General features: G+C 28.6%; 18 protein-coding genes. 3 read left to right on the forward strand and 15 right to left on the reverse strand.

The window, feature by feature from the left end; all coding sequences use genetic code 11:
- The coding region (locus GQ540_RS12420) for a sterol desaturase family protein (protein ID WP_367206097.1) at positions 1 to 281 on the forward strand (281 nt) is incomplete at its 5' end.
- A 13-nt stretch (positions 282 to 294) separates the two neighbouring features.
- On the opposite strand, the gene GQ540_RS12425 is transcribed toward GQ540_RS12420, so the two are convergent.
- The 11 genes from GQ540_RS12425 to GQ540_RS12475 all read right to left on the reverse strand — a co-directional run bounded on the left by GQ540_RS12425 (position 295) and on the right by GQ540_RS12475 (position 13,260).
- Entirely contained in the window at positions 295 to 2,631 is a 2,337-nt protein-coding gene (locus GQ540_RS12425; RefSeq protein WP_291801583.1) for a tyrosine-protein kinase family protein, read from the reverse strand.
- 465 nt (positions 2,632 to 3,096) lie between these two features.
- Positions 3,097 to 3,777, reverse strand: a complete 681-nt coding sequence (locus GQ540_RS12430) for a metal-dependent hydrolase (RefSeq protein WP_291801586.1) — start codon at positions 3,775 to 3,777, stop codon at positions 3,097 to 3,099.
- Positions 3,778 to 3,917: 140 nt separating this feature from the next.
- On the reverse strand, positions 3,918 to 5,918 hold the full coding sequence (locus GQ540_RS12435; protein ID WP_291801589.1) for a TonB-dependent receptor plug domain-containing protein: 2,001 nt from the start codon (positions 5,916 to 5,918) through the stop codon (positions 3,918 to 3,920).
- A 54-nt stretch (positions 5,919 to 5,972) separates the two neighbouring features.
- A complete protein-coding gene (locus tag GQ540_RS12440; RefSeq protein WP_291801591.1) occupies positions 5,973 to 6,818 on the reverse strand; it encodes a hypothetical protein in 846 nt (281 codons plus the stop codon).
- A 261-nt stretch (positions 6,819 to 7,079) separates the two neighbouring features.
- Complete coding sequence (locus tag GQ540_RS12445; RefSeq protein ID WP_291801592.1) at positions 7,080 to 7,457, reverse strand: hypothetical protein; 378 nt, start codon at positions 7,455 to 7,457, stop codon at positions 7,080 to 7,082.
- Positions 7,458 to 7,523: 66 nt separating this feature from the next.
- Positions 7,524 to 8,426: a 1,4-dihydroxy-2-naphthoate polyprenyltransferase gene (locus GQ540_RS12450; protein ID WP_291801595.1), complete on the reverse strand. Its 903-nt coding sequence runs from the start codon at positions 8,424 to 8,426 to the stop codon at positions 7,524 to 7,526.
- 45 nt (positions 8,427 to 8,471) lie between these two features.
- Entirely contained in the window at positions 8,472 to 9,251 is a 780-nt protein-coding gene (locus tag GQ540_RS12455) for a (Fe-S)-binding protein (protein ID WP_291801598.1), read from the reverse strand.
- Positions 9,252 to 9,272: 21 nt separating this feature from the next.
- Complete coding sequence (locus GQ540_RS12460) at positions 9,273 to 9,719, reverse strand: phosphoheptose isomerase (protein ID WP_291801600.1); 447 nt, start codon at positions 9,717 to 9,719, stop codon at positions 9,273 to 9,275.
- Positions 9,720 to 9,755: 36 nt separating this feature from the next.
- Positions 9,756 to 11,054, reverse strand: a complete 1,299-nt coding sequence (locus GQ540_RS12465; protein ID WP_291801602.1) for a (Fe-S)-binding protein — start codon at positions 11,052 to 11,054, stop codon at positions 9,756 to 9,758.
- Positions 11,055 to 11,108: 54 nt separating this feature from the next.
- Positions 11,109 to 12,065 carry an MlaD family protein gene (locus GQ540_RS12470; protein WP_291801604.1) on the reverse strand — a complete coding sequence of 319 codons (957 nt, stop codon included), beginning with the start codon at positions 12,063 to 12,065 and terminating at the stop codon, positions 11,109 to 11,111.
- 61 nt (positions 12,066 to 12,126) lie between these two features.
- Positions 12,127 to 13,260 carry an N-acetylmuramoyl-L-alanine amidase gene (locus GQ540_RS12475; RefSeq protein ID WP_291801606.1) on the reverse strand — a complete coding sequence of 378 codons (1,134 nt, stop codon included), beginning with the start codon at positions 13,258 to 13,260 and terminating at the stop codon, positions 12,127 to 12,129.
- A 201-nt stretch (positions 13,261 to 13,461) separates the two neighbouring features.
- Between GQ540_RS12475 and GQ540_RS12480 the strand changes: the two genes are divergently transcribed.
- Positions 13,462 to 16,074 (forward strand): putative LPS assembly protein LptD, encoded by a 2,613-nt coding sequence (locus tag GQ540_RS12480; protein WP_291801609.1) that lies wholly within the window; start codon positions 13,462 to 13,464, stop codon positions 16,072 to 16,074.
- Positions 16,075 to 16,135: 61 nt separating this feature from the next.
- Entirely contained in the window at positions 16,136 to 16,516 is a 381-nt protein-coding gene (locus GQ540_RS12485) for a Rid family detoxifying hydrolase (protein ID WP_291801612.1), read from the forward strand.
- Between the two features lie 5 nt (positions 16,517 to 16,521).
- Here GQ540_RS12485 and GQ540_RS12490 read toward each other — a convergent pair whose 3' ends face one another.
- The 4 genes from GQ540_RS12490 to GQ540_RS12505 are packed head-to-tail and all read right to left on the reverse strand — an operon-like array spanning position 16,522 to position 19,851.
- Positions 16,522 to 16,884, reverse strand: coding sequence for a methylglyoxal synthase (locus tag GQ540_RS12490; RefSeq protein WP_291801614.1), 363 nt, complete (start codon positions 16,882 to 16,884; stop codon positions 16,522 to 16,524).
- Between the two features lie 7 nt (positions 16,885 to 16,891).
- Positions 16,892 to 17,887, reverse strand: a complete 996-nt coding sequence (gap, locus tag GQ540_RS12495) for a type I glyceraldehyde-3-phosphate dehydrogenase (protein WP_291801616.1) — start codon at positions 17,885 to 17,887, stop codon at positions 16,892 to 16,894.
- A gap of 28 nt (positions 17,888 to 17,915) precedes the next feature.
- Positions 17,916 to 18,902, reverse strand: coding sequence for a 6-phosphofructokinase (pfkA, locus tag GQ540_RS12500; RefSeq protein WP_291801619.1), 987 nt, complete (start codon positions 18,900 to 18,902; stop codon positions 17,916 to 17,918).
- A 46-nt stretch (positions 18,903 to 18,948) separates the two neighbouring features.
- Positions 18,949 to 19,851 (reverse strand): sugar phosphate nucleotidyltransferase, encoded by a 903-nt coding sequence (locus tag GQ540_RS12505; protein WP_291801621.1) that lies wholly within the window; start codon positions 19,849 to 19,851, stop codon positions 18,949 to 18,951.
- Between the last annotated feature and the right edge of the window lies 1 nt (position 19,852).

Consider the following 19,852-nt stretch of genomic DNA (forward strand, 5'->3'; position numbering starts at 1 on the left):
ACGCTGGTATTCTTATTATATGGGATAAACTATTTGGAACTTTTCAAGCAGAATTAAAAGAAGAAAAAGTAATTTATGGCTTAACTTCAAATATAACTACTTATAACCCTATTAAAATTGCATTTCACGAATGGATTGCTGTTTTTAAAGATGCTATTTCTGCAAAAACTAAATTTATAAATAAATTAAAATACTTTATTAAGCCTCCTGGTTGGAAACACGATGGGTCTGGAATATTGTCTGATGATTTAAGAAAAGAATGGTTAAAGAAAAATAAATAGATTTATACAAGTATTAAATTACCCTTTCTAACCAACTTTTTTTCTCATTACCTGAGGAATAATTATAACCGTAGTATTTATAATAATAATTTTTAGAATAATCTACATCATTTACTACCAAAGCAAAATTATCAAATCTATTTTCATCAAATAATTTTTTTGGCATGTGTAAGAAATTTTTATCTAAATAATCAGCTCTTAACACATATAAACAAGTTCTGGCATATTTGTTTAATAATAATGAATCTGTTAAATTACCTATTGGAGCAGAATCAATAATTATATAATCATACAATTCTTCAGCTTTTTCAAATAGCTCTTCAATTCTACTACTTCTAATATAATTTGAAGGATTTCTTGGTGTTTTACCTGCTCCTATTACATCTAGACTCATTAATTCTTTAGAATTAACTATCACATCTTTTAATTCTAACTCTGTATTTTTTACATATTCAGAAACTCCATATTTAGCTTTAAGTCCTAAATAACTTAATAATTTTGGAGCTCTTAAATCCATTCCTACTAATAACACTTTCTTTCCTGAAAAAGCCAAAGTTCTAGCATAATTTAAAGCTATAAACGATTTACCTTCACCACTAATAGAACTTGTAACTAAGATTGTTCTATTCTCACCATTTTTTTTAGAAAGCATAAACTCTAAATTAGCATCTAACATTCTAAAAGATTCTGCAGTTCCTGAAAAATCTTTTGAAGCTACTAAATACCTTTCTGGTTCACTTGATTTTACAATTTCTCCTAAAATTGGAATATTCAATACTTTTTCTACGTCTCTACTACTGTGAATTTTTGAATCTAAAACAGTACCTAAAAATATGAATCCTACTGGAATAATTAATCCCAATAACAATGAACCTAAATATATAATTTTAGTTTTAGGGTAAATTGGACTACCGTGAGAAAATGCTTTATTAATTATTTTTGCATTTGGTACAGTTGCAACTAATGAAATTGCATTTTCTTCTCGCTTTTGCAATAAGTATAAATATAATGATTCCTTAATTTGTTGTTGGCGCTCAATAGATCTATATTCTTTTTCTTTTTTTGGAATTTTTGTTAAACTAGACTGAATTAAAAAATCTTTAGATTGCAAATTTCTAAGTCTTATGTTTAAAGCAGATTTAAAATTAATTAAGCTATTTTTTAAATTTTGCTTCATAGCTTCAATTTTATTTGTTAAATCAACCACAATTGGGTTAATTTCACTTGCGCTATTTGAAATCTTTTTACGCCTAAGTACAAATTCATTATACTGTAATACACCTGCTTCTATGTTACTATCTTGTATGCCTATTTTAGTAGGCATTAACTCATAATCGTCTCTATTAACAAAATCTTGCATAAATTCTATCAACTGAATTTGTGTTGATAATTCTGCAATCTCACTATCATTTTTATTACCAGTTTGCAAAAACATACCAGCTTGTGTTTCAATATCTGTTATTTTGTTCGTTTTTTTATAATATTCAACTTCATTTTCAACAGTTGAAAGTTCATCATTAATTTTTTCAAGTCTATCTTCTATAAATTTAGCAGTATTTGTAGCCATCAAATTACTATCACTTATACCTTCTTTATTATATTCATCAACTATGGCATTTAAAATAACAATGGCTCTTGCTGTATTTTCAGTAGTCATTGTCAAAGTTAACCCATTAGATTGTTTACCCATTTTTGCAACCTGCAATGAACCTATTACTCTACCTACTTCAGAGCTAACATAAGAGTTGGTAATTTTTAAATGAATTCCTCTATAATTTTTTATCAAGAGTTTATTTTCAACATTAATTTGAAAAACTACGCCATTTAATTCAATCTCTTCATCAAAACTAAATGTGTTAACCAACTTATCTCTATCAAATAATTCAAAATTATTTTCAGACAAAATTTTAATAGAAATTCCAAAAGATAAATCAGAAGTATTTTTAAAGTTTAACCTAACCGGAATTTGGTTATACAACTCAACTTCTCTTATTTTACCAACTGAATAATATCTAGTATTTAATTTGTTGTTTTTTACAACTTGTGTAATTATTGGGAAAGACCTAATAATTTGAATTTCGTCTTCAATAAAATTCGCGTTTGTAGGTTTCAATCCTAAATCTTCAAAAAGAGCATATTCACTACTTGCAGAATTTTTGTTATTGTTTTTAATTAAGATTGTTGTCTCAACTTTATATCTATGCTTAAGGAATTTAATATATACATATGCAGAAAGTACTGCAATAAAAACTGATAAAACAATCCATTTCCAATATTGTACATACTCTAAAAGAATTTCTTTAATATCAAGAGTTTCTTCAGTATTATTATTTAATGATTCATTGCTCATATAATTCGTTTTTTAGAATTACACAAACTAACAGGTACTAATCTATATTGATAGTATTGAGAGGTTTTAAAAATAGATAATAGTGGGGTTATTACATATTTAGAAAATGAGAAAATATTATTAAATATTCTATTTGTCATTTCGGGGTTCTTGTAATATAATAATAAAAGTACGATAAATATTTATTATTATAACATTTTTTTATAAAAACTTACTGTTTATTGCTTGAAATTAACATTTTATTACTTTTTTAACACAAAACATTACTTTTATTTTTTCTAGCAAAGCGCAAAAATAACTTAATTAATTTTATTAATTGTTAATAAATTATTATTTTTTAATATAAAAGAATAGAAAATTTTAGATAACCATAATTAAATCAAGCATCTATAATTTAAATAAAAAATTAACTTAAATTATTTTTAATCTATATTGAAACATTTCTTAATCCTTTTTTATTATTAATTACAACTTTAAATTTTCTCCAATTTGTAATAAAATCAACTCTTTTTTCGCTTTAGAAAACTTATTAAATGCTTCTTTATGGTTAATTTTCACATATTCAAATGTATCAAAATGATAACCTAACACCTTATTGCAATTTAAAAATGTACTTGCTTTTATAGCTTCGTCTATTCCCATAGTAAAATTATCACCAACAGGTAAAATAGCTAAATCTAATTCTCCAATTACTTCAGGAATTAACTTCATATCATAAGATAAAGCCGTGTCTCCTGCAATAAACAATCTATGATTGCCAGTTTCAATTACAAAACCACCAGGTTGCCCTCCATAACTTCCATCAGGAAAAGAACTAGAATGAATTGCGTTGGTATAATGCACAGTTCCAAAATCAAAATTCCATTTACCTCCGTGATTCATTGGGTGCCCTTTAATCCCTTTTGCTTCAAAATGTACTACTATTTCATAATTCGATATAATTTTAGCTCCTGTTCTTTTAGCAATTGCTTCTACATCTAAAATATGGTCTTGGTGTGCATGTGTAATTAGAATATAGTCAGCTTGTAATTTATTAATATCAATGTGTTTAGCTAATTCGTTTCCTGAAATAAAAGGATCTATTAATAAGGTTTTATCTTTTGTCTCAATACTTAAACTTGAGTGCCCTAAATAAGTTATTTTCATTTTACTGATATATTAGTTGGTTTACTGCAATTTACTAAATTTAATTCATACAAAAACCGCGAAAATTTAATTTCCGCGGTTAACAAACTAACAAACAAATAAGTATAATCTACTCCTAGATTATATACTTACATTTTTTTCTATTTTATTACATATGATATGTTAACAAAAATATTTCTACCCATTCTTGGTATATTTTTCCAATCTGCGTAAGTAGAATAATAAGTGTCGAAAATATTTTCAACACCCGATTTAATTAAAATTTTATCACTCCCGTTCTGAAAACTATAAGACATCTTTGTATTAAAAATTAGATAAGAATCTGTTTCATCCTCTCCATAATTACGGCTAAAATTACGCTGCTTTGCAGCTCCTGAAAGTCCAAATTCCGCGTCAAATAAATCTTTTTTAAAGTGCAATCCAAATTTATAATTAAGCGGACTTATCAATGGTAAATTATTGCTATTTTGATCTTTACCTATGCTATATCCTAAAGAAGCATTCATCAATAATAATTTCGAAAAATGATATTCTGTACTGAAATTTGTATTTAAAATAGTCGCATAATCTAACGCTTTATATATTTTCACTCCATCAGCTCCAATTGTCATTCTGTCAATATTTGCATCAAATTCACCAATAATATAATTTGAAATATGAAAATAAGAAGCTTCCAATCCTATTTTTAATTTTGTGCTTGAATAATTAACTGCTGCATTTAACTCAATTGATTTTTCATTTATTAAATATGGATTTCCTATATAATCATAATTATCAAAACTATTAAATAAATAAAAACCATATGCTTCAGTTACTGAAGGTGCTCTTTCTCCATACCCAACACTTCCTAAAAATTGAAACTTGTCTTTAACATATTCATATTGAGAAGAAATATTCACTAAAATTCTAGACTGATTATCATCCATGTTTGGATAAAATATTTTCAAACTATTTAAACCAAATTCGTTTGATATTGTTTCATTTTGAAACCCTATTCTTGTAGTAACTTTTAATTTACTATTGCTATTTAGCACTAAATTATCTTCACCATAAACACCTGAATACAATGTTCTCACATCAGGCCAAGTTAGCATAAACATCACATTTTCTTCTGGATCATTAGGGTACATAGTCATTTCAGCCAATGATTTATTATAATACGCATTTGCGTTAAACAAGAAGTTGTGTTTTGCTTTTTTGATTTTAAATTTTGAATAAAACCCGTAAGTATCACTCCAACCGGGCATATCCATATGAATAGGTACATTTATTCGTTTTGTATCATCCATTACATGCGTAACCGCGTTAAAATATAATTTTGTTTCCCATTCACTAAGTGATGAATTTTTATTTTTATGTTGATAGCTTATTGAAGTGATTAATGCTTTTGCCAAGGAAACATCCATAGTTAAAGCGGGATAGCCAATATCAGTCGCTTCATCAAAAATAATACTACCAACTACGGTTCCTTGTTCACTAACTTTAATTCCCGCAACTGTTGAAAAATTATATTTTTCGTATTGAGAATACAGAATTTCTTCATTTCCACCAGCACTATAATTACCTGAATTTCTATAAATAGCGTCAGCATTTACAAAATATTTTTTATTGGAAAAATTGATTTCTGAACTTATTATTTTTGCATTTCCATTTGTTTCATAACCTGTATCAAAACCAATATTAAACAAATTGGTATCTAAATTACTTTTTTGTAATTTTAAATCTATTCCCCCACCAATTGTTGATCCATTTTCAGACCCTTGCTGTCCTGATTTAACATGAACTTCTGATAAATTTGAAACATCAACATAAGAAGTAATTGGATCCATTTTATCTGTACAAGCTCCAAATATTTGCATTCCATCAATGGTTACAGATATTCTATCACTTACCATATTATTTATTGCAGGTTCCCAAGCATAATTACCACGTTTAATCATAGTAACTTTATTTGATTTTTCTAAATATTCATCTATTGAAGCTAGTGGTTTTACCTGTTTTTTATTATTTAATGTTTCTCTATTTATAATAATTACTTCATTTAATTTTATGATTTTTGTAGTATCATTAACTGTTTTTTGAGAAAAAACAGTTGAAGTAAACAACAACGAAACAATAAAACTGATTTTTAATTTATCCATACTAAACAACTATTACCGCCTTCTTTCAAAGGCGGATTTATAACTTTATACTGTTTAAAACTCTAATTCTAAAAATAAGCTACTTGCCTCATTTTCTTCAGTTACAGCTTCGCCTTTTAAAATTTCATCATTTTGATTCATTAACATTAAATTTAACTTCCAATATCCTGTCATAGTTAAAGATAGTTTACCTGCATATAATTTAGAAATTGCATTGTATACTAAATTTTCATTATTTGGTGAAGAGTGGTTTCCCATACTTGGCATACGAGGATCTAAGCTTATCTTGTAATTTTCAACAGCTGGAAAACTCATCATATTTTCCATTTTATATAAACCAACAACCATATCATTAATTTTTACTTCTGGACTTTGTGGATCAATTAAAGCTAAAATATATTTAACATCATCAGTTCCTGTAAATGTAGTTACTGTTCTTTTTGGAGCTTGTGGTACACTTATGTTGTCAACAACTTCATAATCAACTCCATTTATGGTGTAATTAAATGTTAAGTCCCATCCTTCTGTTTCATTTTCAGGCATTTGAAAAATAATAAACCCGTTATAAACAGTTTCTTTTCCTGCTACTTTTACAAGTGCAGATTTTGGACAAGTATGCATCATTGCCATCATATGCATCATTGGTTTCCAAGTAATTGATGCATTCTCAACAAATTCTAATGTTTGTATATCTTTAATTCTAATTGTAATATTGTTAAAACCCTGTACAAGAGATCCGCTTTTAGTAAAAACTTCAATAGTATGATTCTCGTTAGAAATTTCTTGCACTTTTAAAAGGTCTTCAATTTCATTAACCGTTACAATATCATCATCATTATTTGAACAAGATATAAGTACAATTGCTATTACTACTGGTAAAAAGTATTTAATTAATTTCATGTGTGTAATTTTATAGTTAGTGTTAATACATTATTAAATAATGTATTATATTAAATTAGTTAGTTGAGATTTAGAATGAAATCTATCTTCATTTTAAATTTAAAAAAAAGGATATTATTTTAGTTTCATTTAAAATCTAATTACATAAAATATAAATTAGAGATCCTAAATAAACAGCATGTTATTACAAACTTCATCAATGCTTCAAAAATTTACATTGATAAAATAATAATACATTAGCTTAAAAAATAATACGAATACTTAAGCCTGTGGCGGCTTTAATAAAGAGATATGATATTCTTGTGTAGTTTGATTGTAAACAAATTGTTGCTCAAAACTAAGTTCTTTAGCCTTTTTAAATTTATATGTAAATTGACCTAAAGGAGAAACTGGGTATTTCTCAAAATCTATTTGAGGAACTGTAGATTTATGATCGTGATTGTTATGGCTATTCTTTTTTAGTTGCTTTTCCAAATAACATTTTCCATTACATTCTAAATAAGGTTTATCTCTATTTTCACAAAGTACAGTAGCTATGTACTCATAATTAGCATGGTACTCTATAATTGGCACCAACGGACGAACCATTGCCAATAAATAAAGAAGATAAAAAAATATACCTAAAAATTGATTTTTCATTAACCTTGCTAAAATAAAAGACAAAGATATCTTTTATTTTTAATTTATAAATGACATTTATCAGAATTATTTTGCCAAAAGTAAGCCAATTCCAAATAATATTGAAAATAAAAATGTACTTAACGCTATTTTTTTTAATTCAGGGTCTAATAACTTTGGAATTTTATTCTTGAAAACTACTACAAAATGCTTGGCAATAGGGATGTATGCTAAAATAAACAAAAATTGATATATGGATTTAAAATGAATTGTATTATACAATAAAGCAACTAAAAATGAAGAAATTAACAAGTAATAATGATAATATTTAGCAAATTCACTTCCTATTTTAACAACAAATGTATTTTTATTAGCCTTTATATCTGATTCTAAATCTCTCATATTATTCAAGTTTAAAACAGCAACACTTAAAAACCCAACTGAAAATGCTGGTAAAAAAATAGTGAATTCTAATTGTTTTGCAAATAAATAATAACTTCCACAAACGCTTAATAATCCAAAAAACAACAGCACAAATAAATCTCCAAAACCACTATAACCATAGGCCCTTTTTCCCATCGTATATTTAATAGCAGCAGCAATACTTAGCACTCCTAAAAAAAAGAAAATACTTAAATTAAGAAAATCATCTTTTCCAAATGCTTTATAAATAAGTAATGTTGCAACTATGAATGTGATAGCTATTGCTATTTTAATTGCTTTTAGCATTTGCTTAGGAGTTATAACTCCACTCTGTAAAGCTCTTGCTGGCCCTACTCTATCATTATTATCGGTTCCTTTTACACCATCACCATAATCATTTGCAAAGTTTGAAATAATTTGAAACCCAACTGTTGTTAATATTGCTAAAACGCAAATTCCCCAATTAAAAACCCCATGAGAAGCTGCTATAAAACTCCCAACAATAATTCCCGAGACTGATAGTGGTAACGTTCTTAAACGAGCAGCATTAATGTAATGTTTAATCATATATCAATAAAATGAATCTAAAAGAAAAATAGTTATTAAATTAAACTATAAATCGTCTGCGTTTGCAATAAGCTCTGCAATGTCTAATACTTCAATTTCACTTTCTTTATTAGTCGCTTTTACACCATCTGTCATCATTGTATTACAAAATGGACAGCCTGTTGCAATAATATCTGGCTGAATCTCTATTGCATCTTCAGTACGCTCAATATTAATTTCTTTATCTCCTTTTTCAGCATCTTTAAACATTTGAGCTCCACCAGCACCACAACATAATCCATTTGTTTTACAGCGTTTCATTTCAACCAATTCAACATCTAATTTTTGAATTAATTCACGAGGCGCTTCATAAATATCATTGGCACGACCTAAATAACAAGGGTCATGAAAAGTGATTTTTTTACCACTAAACTTACCGCCTTCTATGGTGATTTTTCCTTCATCTAATAAAGACTTTAACAATTCTGTATGATGAACAACTTCATAAGTACCACCTAATTCAGGATATTCATTTTTTATGGTATTAAAGCAATGTGGACAAGCTGTTACAATTTTTTTTATTTCATATGCATTTAACACTTCTATATTGGCCATTGCCTGCATTTGAAATAAAAATTCGTTTCCTGCTCTTTTTGCAGGATCTCCTGAACAACTTTCTTCAGTACCTAAAACAGCAAAGTTTACATTTGCTTTGTTTAATATTTTTACAAATGCCTTGGTGATTTTTTTTGCTCTATCATCAAAGCTTCCTGCACAACCAACCCAAAATAATACATCAGGTTGTTTCCCTTGCGCCATCATTTCTGCCATTGTAGGTACGTTCATATTTAAAAAGTTTTAGTTGTTTTATTCGTGTTGACCGTCGTCAAAAACTTCAATAGTTACATCTTTTGGTACTAAATCTGTAAATTTACCTCTATATCTAGTTGCCTTAACTAAATGGTTATCAATCCAATGATAATTACCTCCACGAGGTTTCCCCATTAATAAGCTATGGTATTTAAATCCATGCTTTTTTAACCAAAATTCTGTTATTTCTCTATGCTCTTCTGTTCTTGAAGTAAAAAAACAAATAATATGCCCTTCATCAAACCATTTATTTAATGTTGCTAATGCATCAGGAAAAGGTTTACACGTACCCATTCTTTCTGGCTCTTCATTAGGAACGTCTTCGGTTACTGTACCATCAATATCAATTAAATAGTTTTTGACTCCTTCAGGCAAAATAGGACTGATATGCAATCCAGCTTCAACTTTTTCGTGTAATAATTTTTCTACATCTTCTTTTTTCATTTTTAAAGTTTTTTGTTTTTTATAGTTTTAGTTGTGTTATTCGTCTTTCCAATTTAATCTGTCCATTTGGTTGTATTGCCAAGGCGCTCCATTATTTTCAATGTTTGTCATCATCATATTTAATTCTTGTGGCGCTGCTGATTGTTCCATCACTAAATAGCGACGCATATCAACAATAATTGCTAATGGATCTATATTTACTGGGCATTCTTCAACACAAGCATTACAACTTGTGCAAGCCCAAATTTCTTCAGGTGTTATATAATCATTTAATAATTGCTTTCCATCATCAACAAATTCACCATTTTTATTAATATTTTCACCTACTTCCTCTAATCTATCACGTGTTTTCATCATTATTGCACGAGGTGATAATTCTTTTCCTGTTTGATTTGCCGGACAAGATGAAGTACATCTACCACACTCTGTGCACGTATATGCATTCATTAATTGCACCCAGTTTAAATCTGTAACATCACTTGCTCCAAACTTTTCAGGAGTTGATTCATCTTCTGGCGCAGCTGCAAATGGATCAACATTAGGGTCCATCATTAGTTTTACTTCATTAGTAACAGCTTCTAAATTAGTTAGCTTTCCTTTTGCGTTTAAATTTGCGTAATAGGTATTTGGAAATGCTAACAATATGTGTAAATGTTTAGAATAATATAGATAATTTAGAAACACTAAAATGCCTGTAATATGAATCCACCAAGCTGTGCGTTCAACAATATGCAAATTTTCATTGCTAAAACCTTCAAAGATCGGTGCTAAAAATTGACTTATTATATTTCCTGAATTTAGTCCTTGAAAATGAACATCTGTTGCATTCATTAGTAAGAATAATGACATTAAAACCATTTCAAAATACAAAATGTAAAGTGCATCATTTTTGGGAAACCCCTCCATCTCTTTATTCCAAAAACGAGGAATTCTTAGAATCATTCTTCTAGTCCAAAAAATGATTACGGAAGCTAAAACCAAAAAGGCTAAAATTTCAAACGAAGCAATTAAAAAATTATAAAAACCACCTAAGAAAGATAATACTCTGTGAGTTCCAAAAAGCCCATCAATTATAATTTCAATAACTTCAATATTAACAATAATAAAACCTACATACACTATAATATGTAAAACTCCTGCAACTGGACGCTTTATCATTTTTGATTGCCCCAAAGCTATCATTGCCATATTTTTCCAACGAGCTTTTGGGTTATCGGCTCTATCTATGTTTTTACCTAATTGTATGTTTCTAGTGAGTTTTTTAACGTTTTTTACAAAAAAACCTATTCCAATAATTAAAAGAATTGCAAATGCTATGTTATCAATATAATCCATACATTTTTATTTATTGATGATTCTAATTGTTTTCACTTGTACTCAAAAATATTTCTATTTTTTATTTTCTTCTGAAATGTATCCTTTATCTTTTTTTCCAAATAATGAAAAATGAACAAAACGTTTTGGGTGTAATTTCATTTCTCTCAATAATTCTTCTAATTCTTTTGATGAGTTTGTTAAGTTATTATACATACCTTCATCTTTCAATAGCTTACCTAAAGTTCCATTTCCAGCTTCTACACTTGTTAAAATTTTATTTAAGCTTGTAATAGTTGTTTCTATATTTTGAATTGTAACTCCTAGGTTTGCATTTACCAATGTATCAGAAAGTTTTGATAAGTTTTTCATTGTTACATCAGCACTCGCTAATGTTTTTGCTAGTTTTTCTTCGTTATCTAAAATTAATTGATCTACAGATTCAGAAATGTTTTTAAAATTTGAGATTGTTTCATTTAATTCAGAAATACTTTTTTTTAAGTTATTTCTACTTTTAGTATCTAAAATATCTGTCAATCCTGTCATTAAAGAATCTGCACTTACAATTACATTTTCAACTTTTGCTTGTAAAGGATTTAGTTTTTCAGTTACTGAAGAAAATATATCTGATTCTATTTGACCTTGTAAAAAATCACCTGGATTTGCCATTTCGCCCTCGTAAGAAGGTACAATAGCTAATGATTTTCCGCCCATTAAACTTGCACTATAGATTTTTGCGATACTTTTTTTAGAAAACTCAAAATCGGTTTCAACACTAAATTCAACAATTAATTGACCTCTTTTTTCAGGTTCTTTATTAAATTTAATGCTTACTACTTTACCAACTTCAACACCATTAATAGTTACAACACTTGCAGTATTTAAGCCTTGGACATTATTGTATTCTGTTAAATAAGTTTTTGATGGGCCATCAAATAAATTTAGGCCTTTCATAAAATTAAAACCCCATATAAATAAGGCAATAACGCTTACTGCAACAATTCCTGTTTTTACTTCTCTTGTAATTTTCAAAATAACAATATTTACGACAGCAATATTACTAATTATTTTTGGTAGTACATAAGTAAACTTCTTACGATTTTTCCATAATTGTAGCTATTGCAACTTTTTTTCCATTTTTAAATGCCACTATAAAAGCTGAATGATACCCTTTAGATTTTGCAATCTTTTGGTTTTTCTTAATTTCTTCATAACTTTTTGTTCGCCCAAAATAATATCTATAAATTTTTCCAGCCTTAATTCTTTCAACATTTTTTAACCCATTAAAATTATATGATTTTGTTGCAAGCTTACGAGCACCGGCTGCTATTTGAACTTTAAATTCAATATTCGAATATTCTTTTTTTACTTTTATTGAATTCGTTTTAGCCGTATTATCTTCAACAATATCGGTTGTGGTTACAGTATTTAAATTTAATTGATTTATATACTTTTTAATATCTTTATAAATTGATTCAGAAAATTTTTGTTGCCCTGTTTTTGAGTTTAAATAAGTACTCTCTGCCTTGTTTGTAATAAAACCAGTTTCTATTAAGACACTTGGCATGTATGTTTGGTGTAACACCACAAAACCAGCTTGTTTTACGCCTCTGTTTTTACGTTTTAAATCGTTTGTAAAACCGTCTTGAATAATACTTGCTAACTGAATACTTTGATCTAAATACTCTTCTTGCATTAAGGTCAATCCAATTACCGATTCAGGTGAATTTGGATCAAAACCTTTATAGTTTTTTTGGTAATTATCTTCTAATAAAATTACTGAATTCTCAGCTTTAGCTACTTCAAAATTTTGACGATTGGCGTGTGTTCCTAACACCCAAGTCTCAGAACCGGAGGCTTGTGAACTATGAGCATTACAATGAATTGAAACAAACAAATCTGCATCTGCTTTATTTGCTATTCTTCCTCGTTCCCACAAATCAACAAAAACATCCGTTTTACGGGTATAAACTACTTTAATATTTTGCTGTTTTTCTAATAATTTCCCAACTTGTAATACAATTTTTAAAGCAATTTCTTTTTCCTTGCTCTTTTTATAACCTACTTTACCTGGATCCTTACCTCCGTGTCCAGCATCTAATACTACAATAAAATCTTTTTTTTGAGAAAAAGCAGTATAACTATTAGAAAGAAAGGTTATTAAAAATACGAAAACCAAACTTAAATTCGTTGTAACTTTAATTTTAGAAAAGAGTTGTGAGTTCATCAATTATTTTAATTATTTTTGGCATTTGTAATTTGTGTGTTTCAAATATTAAGCCATACATTTACAACAATCAATTATGTGGTTGATTAATTTATAAGCTAATGTAAAAAAACTTATGCTATCAGCCCAATTTATAAGGGTTTTTTTATAAAAAATTTCATTATTAAAACATATTATAAAAATATATATTCTACCATAGTATTGATAGTTGCTTTCAGCTTTATCAACTTAACTGTTTATTCTCAAGAATTAAAACAAAACACGATAAAAAAAAGCGCTCTTAAAGTAAAAGATACCGTTAAAACACAAGTAAAAGACACCTTAAATATTACTTCTATAGATTCTATTACAAAACCTTTAGAACTTCTTGAAAGCATTATTGATCATTCTGCTGATAGTTTAATTAGGCAAGATATTAAAAATAATAAAATTATATTGTTCAATAATGCACACGTACATTATAAAGATATTGATTTAACTGCAGGATATATTGAAATTAGTAACAACACTAATGAAGTTTGGGCAAGAGGAATTAAAGATAGCATTGGAAATTACACGCAATTACCTGTTTTTAAACAAGGCGCTGAAGAAACCACACAAGATTCTATTGCTTTTAATTTTAAAACCGAAAAAGCTAAAATTTGGGGTTTAAAAACTGAACAAGACGGTGTTTTTATAAGAGGTGAAGTCACAAAAAAAGAAAACGATTCCACCATATTTATTCGAAATATTAAATTTACTACTTCTGAAAAAGAAAACCCTGATTTTTACATTAAAACGAATAAAGCAAAAATTGTTCCCAATAAAAAATTAGTAATTGGCTTAAGTAATTTGGTAATACAAGATGTGCCAACTCCATTATTTTTACCATTTGCCTATATTCCTTTAACCAAAGGAAGCACATCCGGCTTTATAATGCCAACTTGGGGTGATACTGCACAACAAGGGTATTTTTTACAAAACGGTGGTTATTATTTTGCTATAAATGATTATGTTGATTTAGCAGTTTTAGGAGATGTTTATACGAATGGTAGTTGGGGTTTTAGAACAGAATCTAGCTATAATGTTAGATATAAATTTAACGGTAATTTTAGTTTTAGATATGAAAATTTAAAAAATAGCATCAGAGGTTTTGACGATTTTTCCAAAACAACTAATTATAATATTAGATGGAGCCATAGTCAAGACACTAAAGCAAGTCCAAACTCAAGGTTTTCAGCTTCTGTTAACTTAGGAAGTAGCACTTATTATAGAGAATCATTAAATGAATTTAACACTAATTCATTCTTAAACAACACATTAAGCTCTTCTATTTCATATTACAAAAAGTTTGTTGGCACACCGTTTAACATCTCGCTTTCAGCAACACATTCTCAAAACACAAATACTGAAAGCATTTCTATGACATTGCCTTCATTGCAATTAAATATGGATAGAATTTATCCTTTTGCACCAAAATCTGGAGCAAAGAAAAATGCAATACAAAAACTAGGTGTTACTTATTCTTTAAAAGGAGATAATAGAATTAATACTACTGATGAGTTTTTCTTTAAAAAAGAAATGTTTGAAACTGCTAAATCTGGTATTCAACAAAACTCTACATTTAGCACAAATATGAAAGTATTTAAATATTTTACACTATCACCAAATGCAAATTATAAAGAAGTTTGGTATTTTGATAAAATTAATAAAACCTACAACCCAACAGAAAACATAATTGCCACAGATACTATAAACAAATTTAGTGCTTATAGAGAATATTCAGCTGGAGTTTCTTTATCAACAACAGTTTACGGTATGCTAAACTTCAAAAAAGGAAGATTACAAGCAATTAGACACGTAATGAGGCCTAGTATTTCTTATGGATATAGACCTGATTTTAGCTCTTATTACGAAGAAGTTCAACAAAGTGAAGATGAAAATGATATACTTGAGTACTCTCCTTTTTCTAACGGAATTTATGGAAGCCCAAGTAAAGGACTCTCAAATAGTTTAAGTTTTAGCCTAAATAACACCTTTGAAGCCAAAGTAATGTCAAAAGATTCTACTGAAGTTGAGCCTAAAAAAGTTACACTAATTAATAACCTTAATTTTTCTTCAAGTTATAATATGGCTGCTGACTCCTTAAAATGGAGTCCTGTAAGAATGACTGCCGGAACCGATTTTTTTGATAAAAAATTAAAACTTAACATTAATGCCACATTAGATCCTTACGCAATTACTGCTGAAGGCAGAAAAATAAACACCTTTAATATAAATAATAATGGTAGTTTATTTAGATTAACAAACGCTGGCTTAACAATGAATTATACTATTGCTAGCAGCAAAGATGGAAGCAAAAAAGATTCAAAACAAAAAAATGCACAAGCAAATAATTCTGATGGTATTTTTGGTGAAGATTTAAATAATAGTAACGATTTAAATTCGGAAGAACAAAGAGGTGAAAAAACAACAAAAACAGCTAAATTATACAATGCTACATTTCCTTGGAATTTAAGTCTTGCATATTCTTTAAACTATCTCAACACCAATAGACAAAATGAAATTTCATCTAATTCATTAATGTTTTCAGGTGATATTGAACTAACTCCTAAATGGAAAGTTGGTGTATCTTCAGGTTATGATATTAAAAGTAAAGGTTTTAGTTACACCCAATTACGTTTTTCTCGTGATTTAGATAGTTGGAAGTTGAATTTTAACTGGGTACCTTTTGGAACTCGACAAACTTATTATTTCTTTATCGGTGTTAAATCGTCTATGCTAAGTGATTTAAAATACGATAAAAGACAAGTGCCTGACAGACGGTTATTTTAGCCCCAATCTCCAAAAGGGAAAATTAATATTGAAAAGTTAAAGGTTAAACTAAATTTATATTATGAAAAAAATAATTAATACTAAAAATGCTCCTGCACCTATTGGGCCTTATAACCAAGCTATTTTAGCAGGGAATACGCTATACACTTCTGGTCAAATTGCATTGAGCCCTGCAACAGGAAAATTAGTAAATGACTCTATTGAAAATGAAACAACCCAAGTATTGGAGAATATGAAAGCTGTTTTAACTGAAGCTGATATGACATTTGAAAATGTTGTAAAAGCATCTATATTTGTTAAAAACATGAACGATTTTTCAAAAATAAACGCTGTATATGGCGGCTATTTTAATACAGAAACTGCTCCTGCACGCGAAACTGTTGAAGTTGGAAATTTACCTTTGTTTGTAAATGTTGAAATTTCTATGATTGCGATAAAGTAATTAACTTAAACCGACTTTATTAAAAGTTCTGCAGTTGCTGGGTTTGTAGCTAAAGGCACATCATGAACATCACACAAACGCATTAACATGGCAATATCTGGCTCATGTGGGTGCATTCCTAACGGGTCTCTAAAAAAGAAAACCATTTTTGTTTTCCCTTCAGCAACTCGTGCAGCAATTTGAGCATCACCACCATAAGGTCCTGAAAGAAATTTCTTTACACTAAACCCTGATTTTTCTGCATTTTTACCAGTTGTCCCAGTAGAAATTAATGTAATTTCCTTTGCTAAAATCAACGCTTTAAAATCCATTAAAAACTGAATCATTTCAGCTTTTTTACCATCGTGAGCAATAATTGCTATTTCCATAATTAATTTATTTAAGTGAAGTAGAATACTCTATTAAATCTACAATTTTAGTAGCGTAACCAAACTCATTATCATACCAAGAAATAATTTTATAAAAATTTTTATTTAGAGCTAATCCAGCATTTGAATCAAAAACGGAAGTTCTTGATTCAGATACAAAATCTTGTGAAACAACTTCATCTTCAGTATATCCTAATATTCCTTTTAATTCATTTTCAGAAGCAAGTTTCATTGCTTTTTTTATTTCAGCGTATGATGTTGATTTTTTTAATCGAACTGTTAAATCTACCAATGAAACATCAACAATTGGAACTCTTACAGCCATTGCTAGTATTTTCCCTTCCAATTCAGGCATAATTTTAGTAATTGCTTGTCCAGCACTTGTTGTAGTAGGAATCATATTATTTAAAGCTGATCTTCCTCTTCTCCATTGTTTATCAGGACCATCAACAGTATTTTGACTTCCAGTTGTAGAATGTACTGTTGTTACTAAACCTTCAATAATTTCAAAATTTTTATTTAAAACTTTTAATATTGGCGCTAAACAGTTGGTTGTACACGATGCGTTTGAAAACACTAAATCACTTTTAGAAAGTAGCTTATTATTTACACCCATTACAAACATTGGAGCATCTTTAGATGGTGCTGAAATTACTACTTTTTTTGCGCCTCCTTTTAAATGCAGTGCTGCTTCATTTTTATTGGTAAAAAGCCCTGTTGATTCAATAACAAAATCAACATCTAGTTTATTCCATTTTATATTCTCAGGATTTTTTTCTGAAGTAATACGAATGGTTTTTCCGTTAACTATTAAGCTTTTATCTTTTACTTCAATAGTTCCTTTAAATTTGCCATGTACAGAATCGTACTTCAATAAATATGCTAAATGATCTGCCTCAAGCAAATCGTTAATAGCAACTACTTCAATATTTTCTCTTATAATTATTGATCTAAAAGCTATACGGCCAATTCTTCCAAATCCGTTTATCCCTATTTTAATCATGTATTTTTGATTAGAGGTAATTTATATGTTAAATAGACATAATATCACTTACGCGCAATAATTCTTTATTAATTAAGTGGTGTTCTTTAACTGCATTTTCCAAATCGGTAGTTTCAACTTTGTTATTTACTAAACCTACCATTAAATTTGTTTGGCCGTCTAATAATAACTCAACTGCTTTTACTCCTAACCTGGTTGCCAAAACACGATCAAAACAACTTGGTGAACCTCCACGCTGCATGTGACCTAATACTGAAACTCTCACCTCGTATTGTGGTAAGTTTTCTTCAACATAATCGGCTAATTCAAATACACTTTTTCCAATTTTATCACCTTCAGTTACAACTACAATACTTGATGATTTTCCTGATCTTTTACTTCTTTTTAAAGATTCTAATAAACGATCTAAGCCTAAATTTTCTTCAGGAATTAAAATTTCTTCGGCTCCAGCACCAACTCCCGCATTTAAAGCAATAAAACCTGCATCACGCCCCATAACTTCAACAAAAAATAATCTGTTATGTGAACTTGCCGTATCTCTAATTTTATCAATTACATCAACAACTGTGTTTAAAGCTGTATCGTAACCAATAGTAAAATTCGTGCCAAAAATATCATTATCAATAGTACCCGGAATACCTATACAAGGAAAATTATGTTCTTTATTAAAAATCATTCCTCCAGTAAAAGTACCATCTCCACCAATTAAAACCAATGCATCAATTTCTGCATTTTTAAGGTTTTTATATGCTTTTGCTCTACCATCAACAGTTCTAAACTCAGTAGAACGAGCAGATTTTAAAATTGTTCCTCCACGGTTTATAATATTACTTACATGGCGCGATGTTAATTTTTCAAAATCGCCATCAATTAAACCTTGGTAACCTCTATAAACACCTATGCATTCTATATTGTAATATGCACAAGCTCTTACAACTGCTCTAATTGCAGCATTCATTCCAGGAGCATCACCACCTGAGGTCATTACACCAATTCTTTTTATTTTTTTTCCCATAAAACGTGTTACAAAATTAAAATTTAATTTTATAATAATTAATTATTTACCACAAATTTACTGGGTAAACGTTTGTGTCTTTTAATTTTTGAATTTCAGAAGTAACATACTCTTTATCTTGTTTATAAGTTACTCCAAACCAACGTGCGTTAGATTTTAATACTTCCATAGTTGCAATATTATTTACAATGACATGGTTTATTGCCAACGGAATAAAAAATTCAGCTTTTGGTTCTTTATAATTTTCTTCTAAAAACTCTTCAAATAATGATGCAGAAACTTCAAAATATTTAGGTGTAAATCCGAAAAAGTTCATTGAAACAATTGTTTCTTCTGAAATTGGAATTAATTGTTCTTTTTCATTTTTAAACTTTAAAACTCCTTCAACTTTTTCAATATGAGTACGCTCAGTTAATCCTGCTAAGAAACCTTTTTCATTTACACGACATTCACCTCTTGATACAGATCCAAACTCAGAAATTGTATTTTTTAGAACATAGCCAATCATATTAAAATCTGTTGAATTTTTATCAATTTCATTTAATGAGTTTGCCATTACTTCAAAAGCTTCTTTTCCATAAAAATCATCAGCATTAATAACAGCGAAGTTTTCTTTTACAACATCTTTTGCCATTAATAGTGCGTGACCTGTTCCCCAAGGTTTTTCTCTATTATTATCTTTAAATCTATCAGGAATATTTTCTAATTCCTGAAAAACATATTCTACTTCTATTTTACCTTCTAACTTTTGATTAAAAAAAGCTTTAAAATCATCTTCAATACTTTTTCTAATAATAAATACCACTTTTCCAAAACCTGCTTGTACAGCATCAAAAATTGAAAAATCTAAGATTGTATCACCTTGTTTTGTAAATGTATCTAATTGCTTTAATCCTCCGTAACGGCTTCCTATTCCTGCTGCTAAAACTACTAAAGTTGGTTTATTCATT

Source organism: Lutibacter sp. (assembly GCF_013139515.1).
Lineage (GTDB): Bacteria > Bacteroidota > Bacteroidia > Flavobacteriales > Flavobacteriaceae > Lutibacter.

Bases quoted from the DNA above. Each gene is read 5' to 3' on its own strand.
- GQ540_RS12455 (WP_291801598.1), bottom strand. From the start codon at position 9,251: ATGAACGTACCTACAATGGCAGAAATGATGGCGCAAGGGAAACAACCT.
- GQ540_RS12465 (WP_291801602.1), bottom strand. From the start codon at position 11,054: ATGGATTATATTGATAACATAGCATTTGCAATTCTTTTAATTATTGGA.
- GQ540_RS12425 (WP_291801583.1), bottom strand. From the start codon at position 2,631: ATGAGCAATGAATCATTAAATAATAATACTGAAGAAACTCTTGATATT.
- GQ540_RS12445 (WP_291801592.1), bottom strand. From the start codon at position 7,457: ATGAAAAATCAATTTTTAGGTATATTTTTTTATCTTCTTTATTTATTG.
- GQ540_RS12440 (WP_291801591.1), bottom strand. From the start codon at position 6,818: ATGAAATTAATTAAATACTTTTTACCAGTAGTAATAGCAATTGTACTT.
- GQ540_RS12435 (WP_291801589.1), bottom strand. From the start codon at position 5,918: ATGGATAAATTAAAAATCAGTTTTATTGTTTCGTTGTTGTTTACTTCA.
- GQ540_RS12485 (WP_291801612.1), top strand. From the start codon at position 16,136: ATGAAAAAAATAATTAATACTAAAAATGCTCCTGCACCTATTGGGCCT.
- gap (WP_291801616.1), bottom strand. From the start codon at position 17,887: ATGATTAAAATAGGGATAAACGGATTTGGAAGAATTGGCCGTATAGCT.
- GQ540_RS12460 (WP_291801600.1), bottom strand. From the start codon at position 9,719: ATGAAAAAAGAAGATGTAGAAAAATTATTACACGAAAAAGTTGAAGCT.
- GQ540_RS12505 (WP_291801621.1), bottom strand. From the start codon at position 19,851: ATGAATAAACCAACTTTAGTAGTTTTAGCAGCAGGAATAGGAAGCCGT.
- GQ540_RS12490 (WP_291801614.1), bottom strand. From the start codon at position 16,884: ATGGAAATAGCAATTATTGCTCACGATGGTAAAAAAGCTGAAATGATT.
- GQ540_RS12430 (WP_291801586.1), bottom strand. From the start codon at position 3,777: ATGAAAATAACTTATTTAGGGCACTCAAGTTTAAGTATTGAGACAAAA.
- pfkA (WP_291801619.1), bottom strand. From the start codon at position 18,902: ATGGGAAAAAAAATAAAAAGAATTGGTGTAATGACCTCAGGTGGTGAT.
- GQ540_RS12450 (WP_291801595.1), bottom strand. From the start codon at position 8,426: ATGATTAAACATTACATTAATGCTGCTCGTTTAAGAACGTTACCACTA.
- GQ540_RS12475 (WP_291801606.1), bottom strand. From the start codon at position 13,260: ATGAACTCACAACTCTTTTCTAAAATTAAAGTTACAACGAATTTAAGT.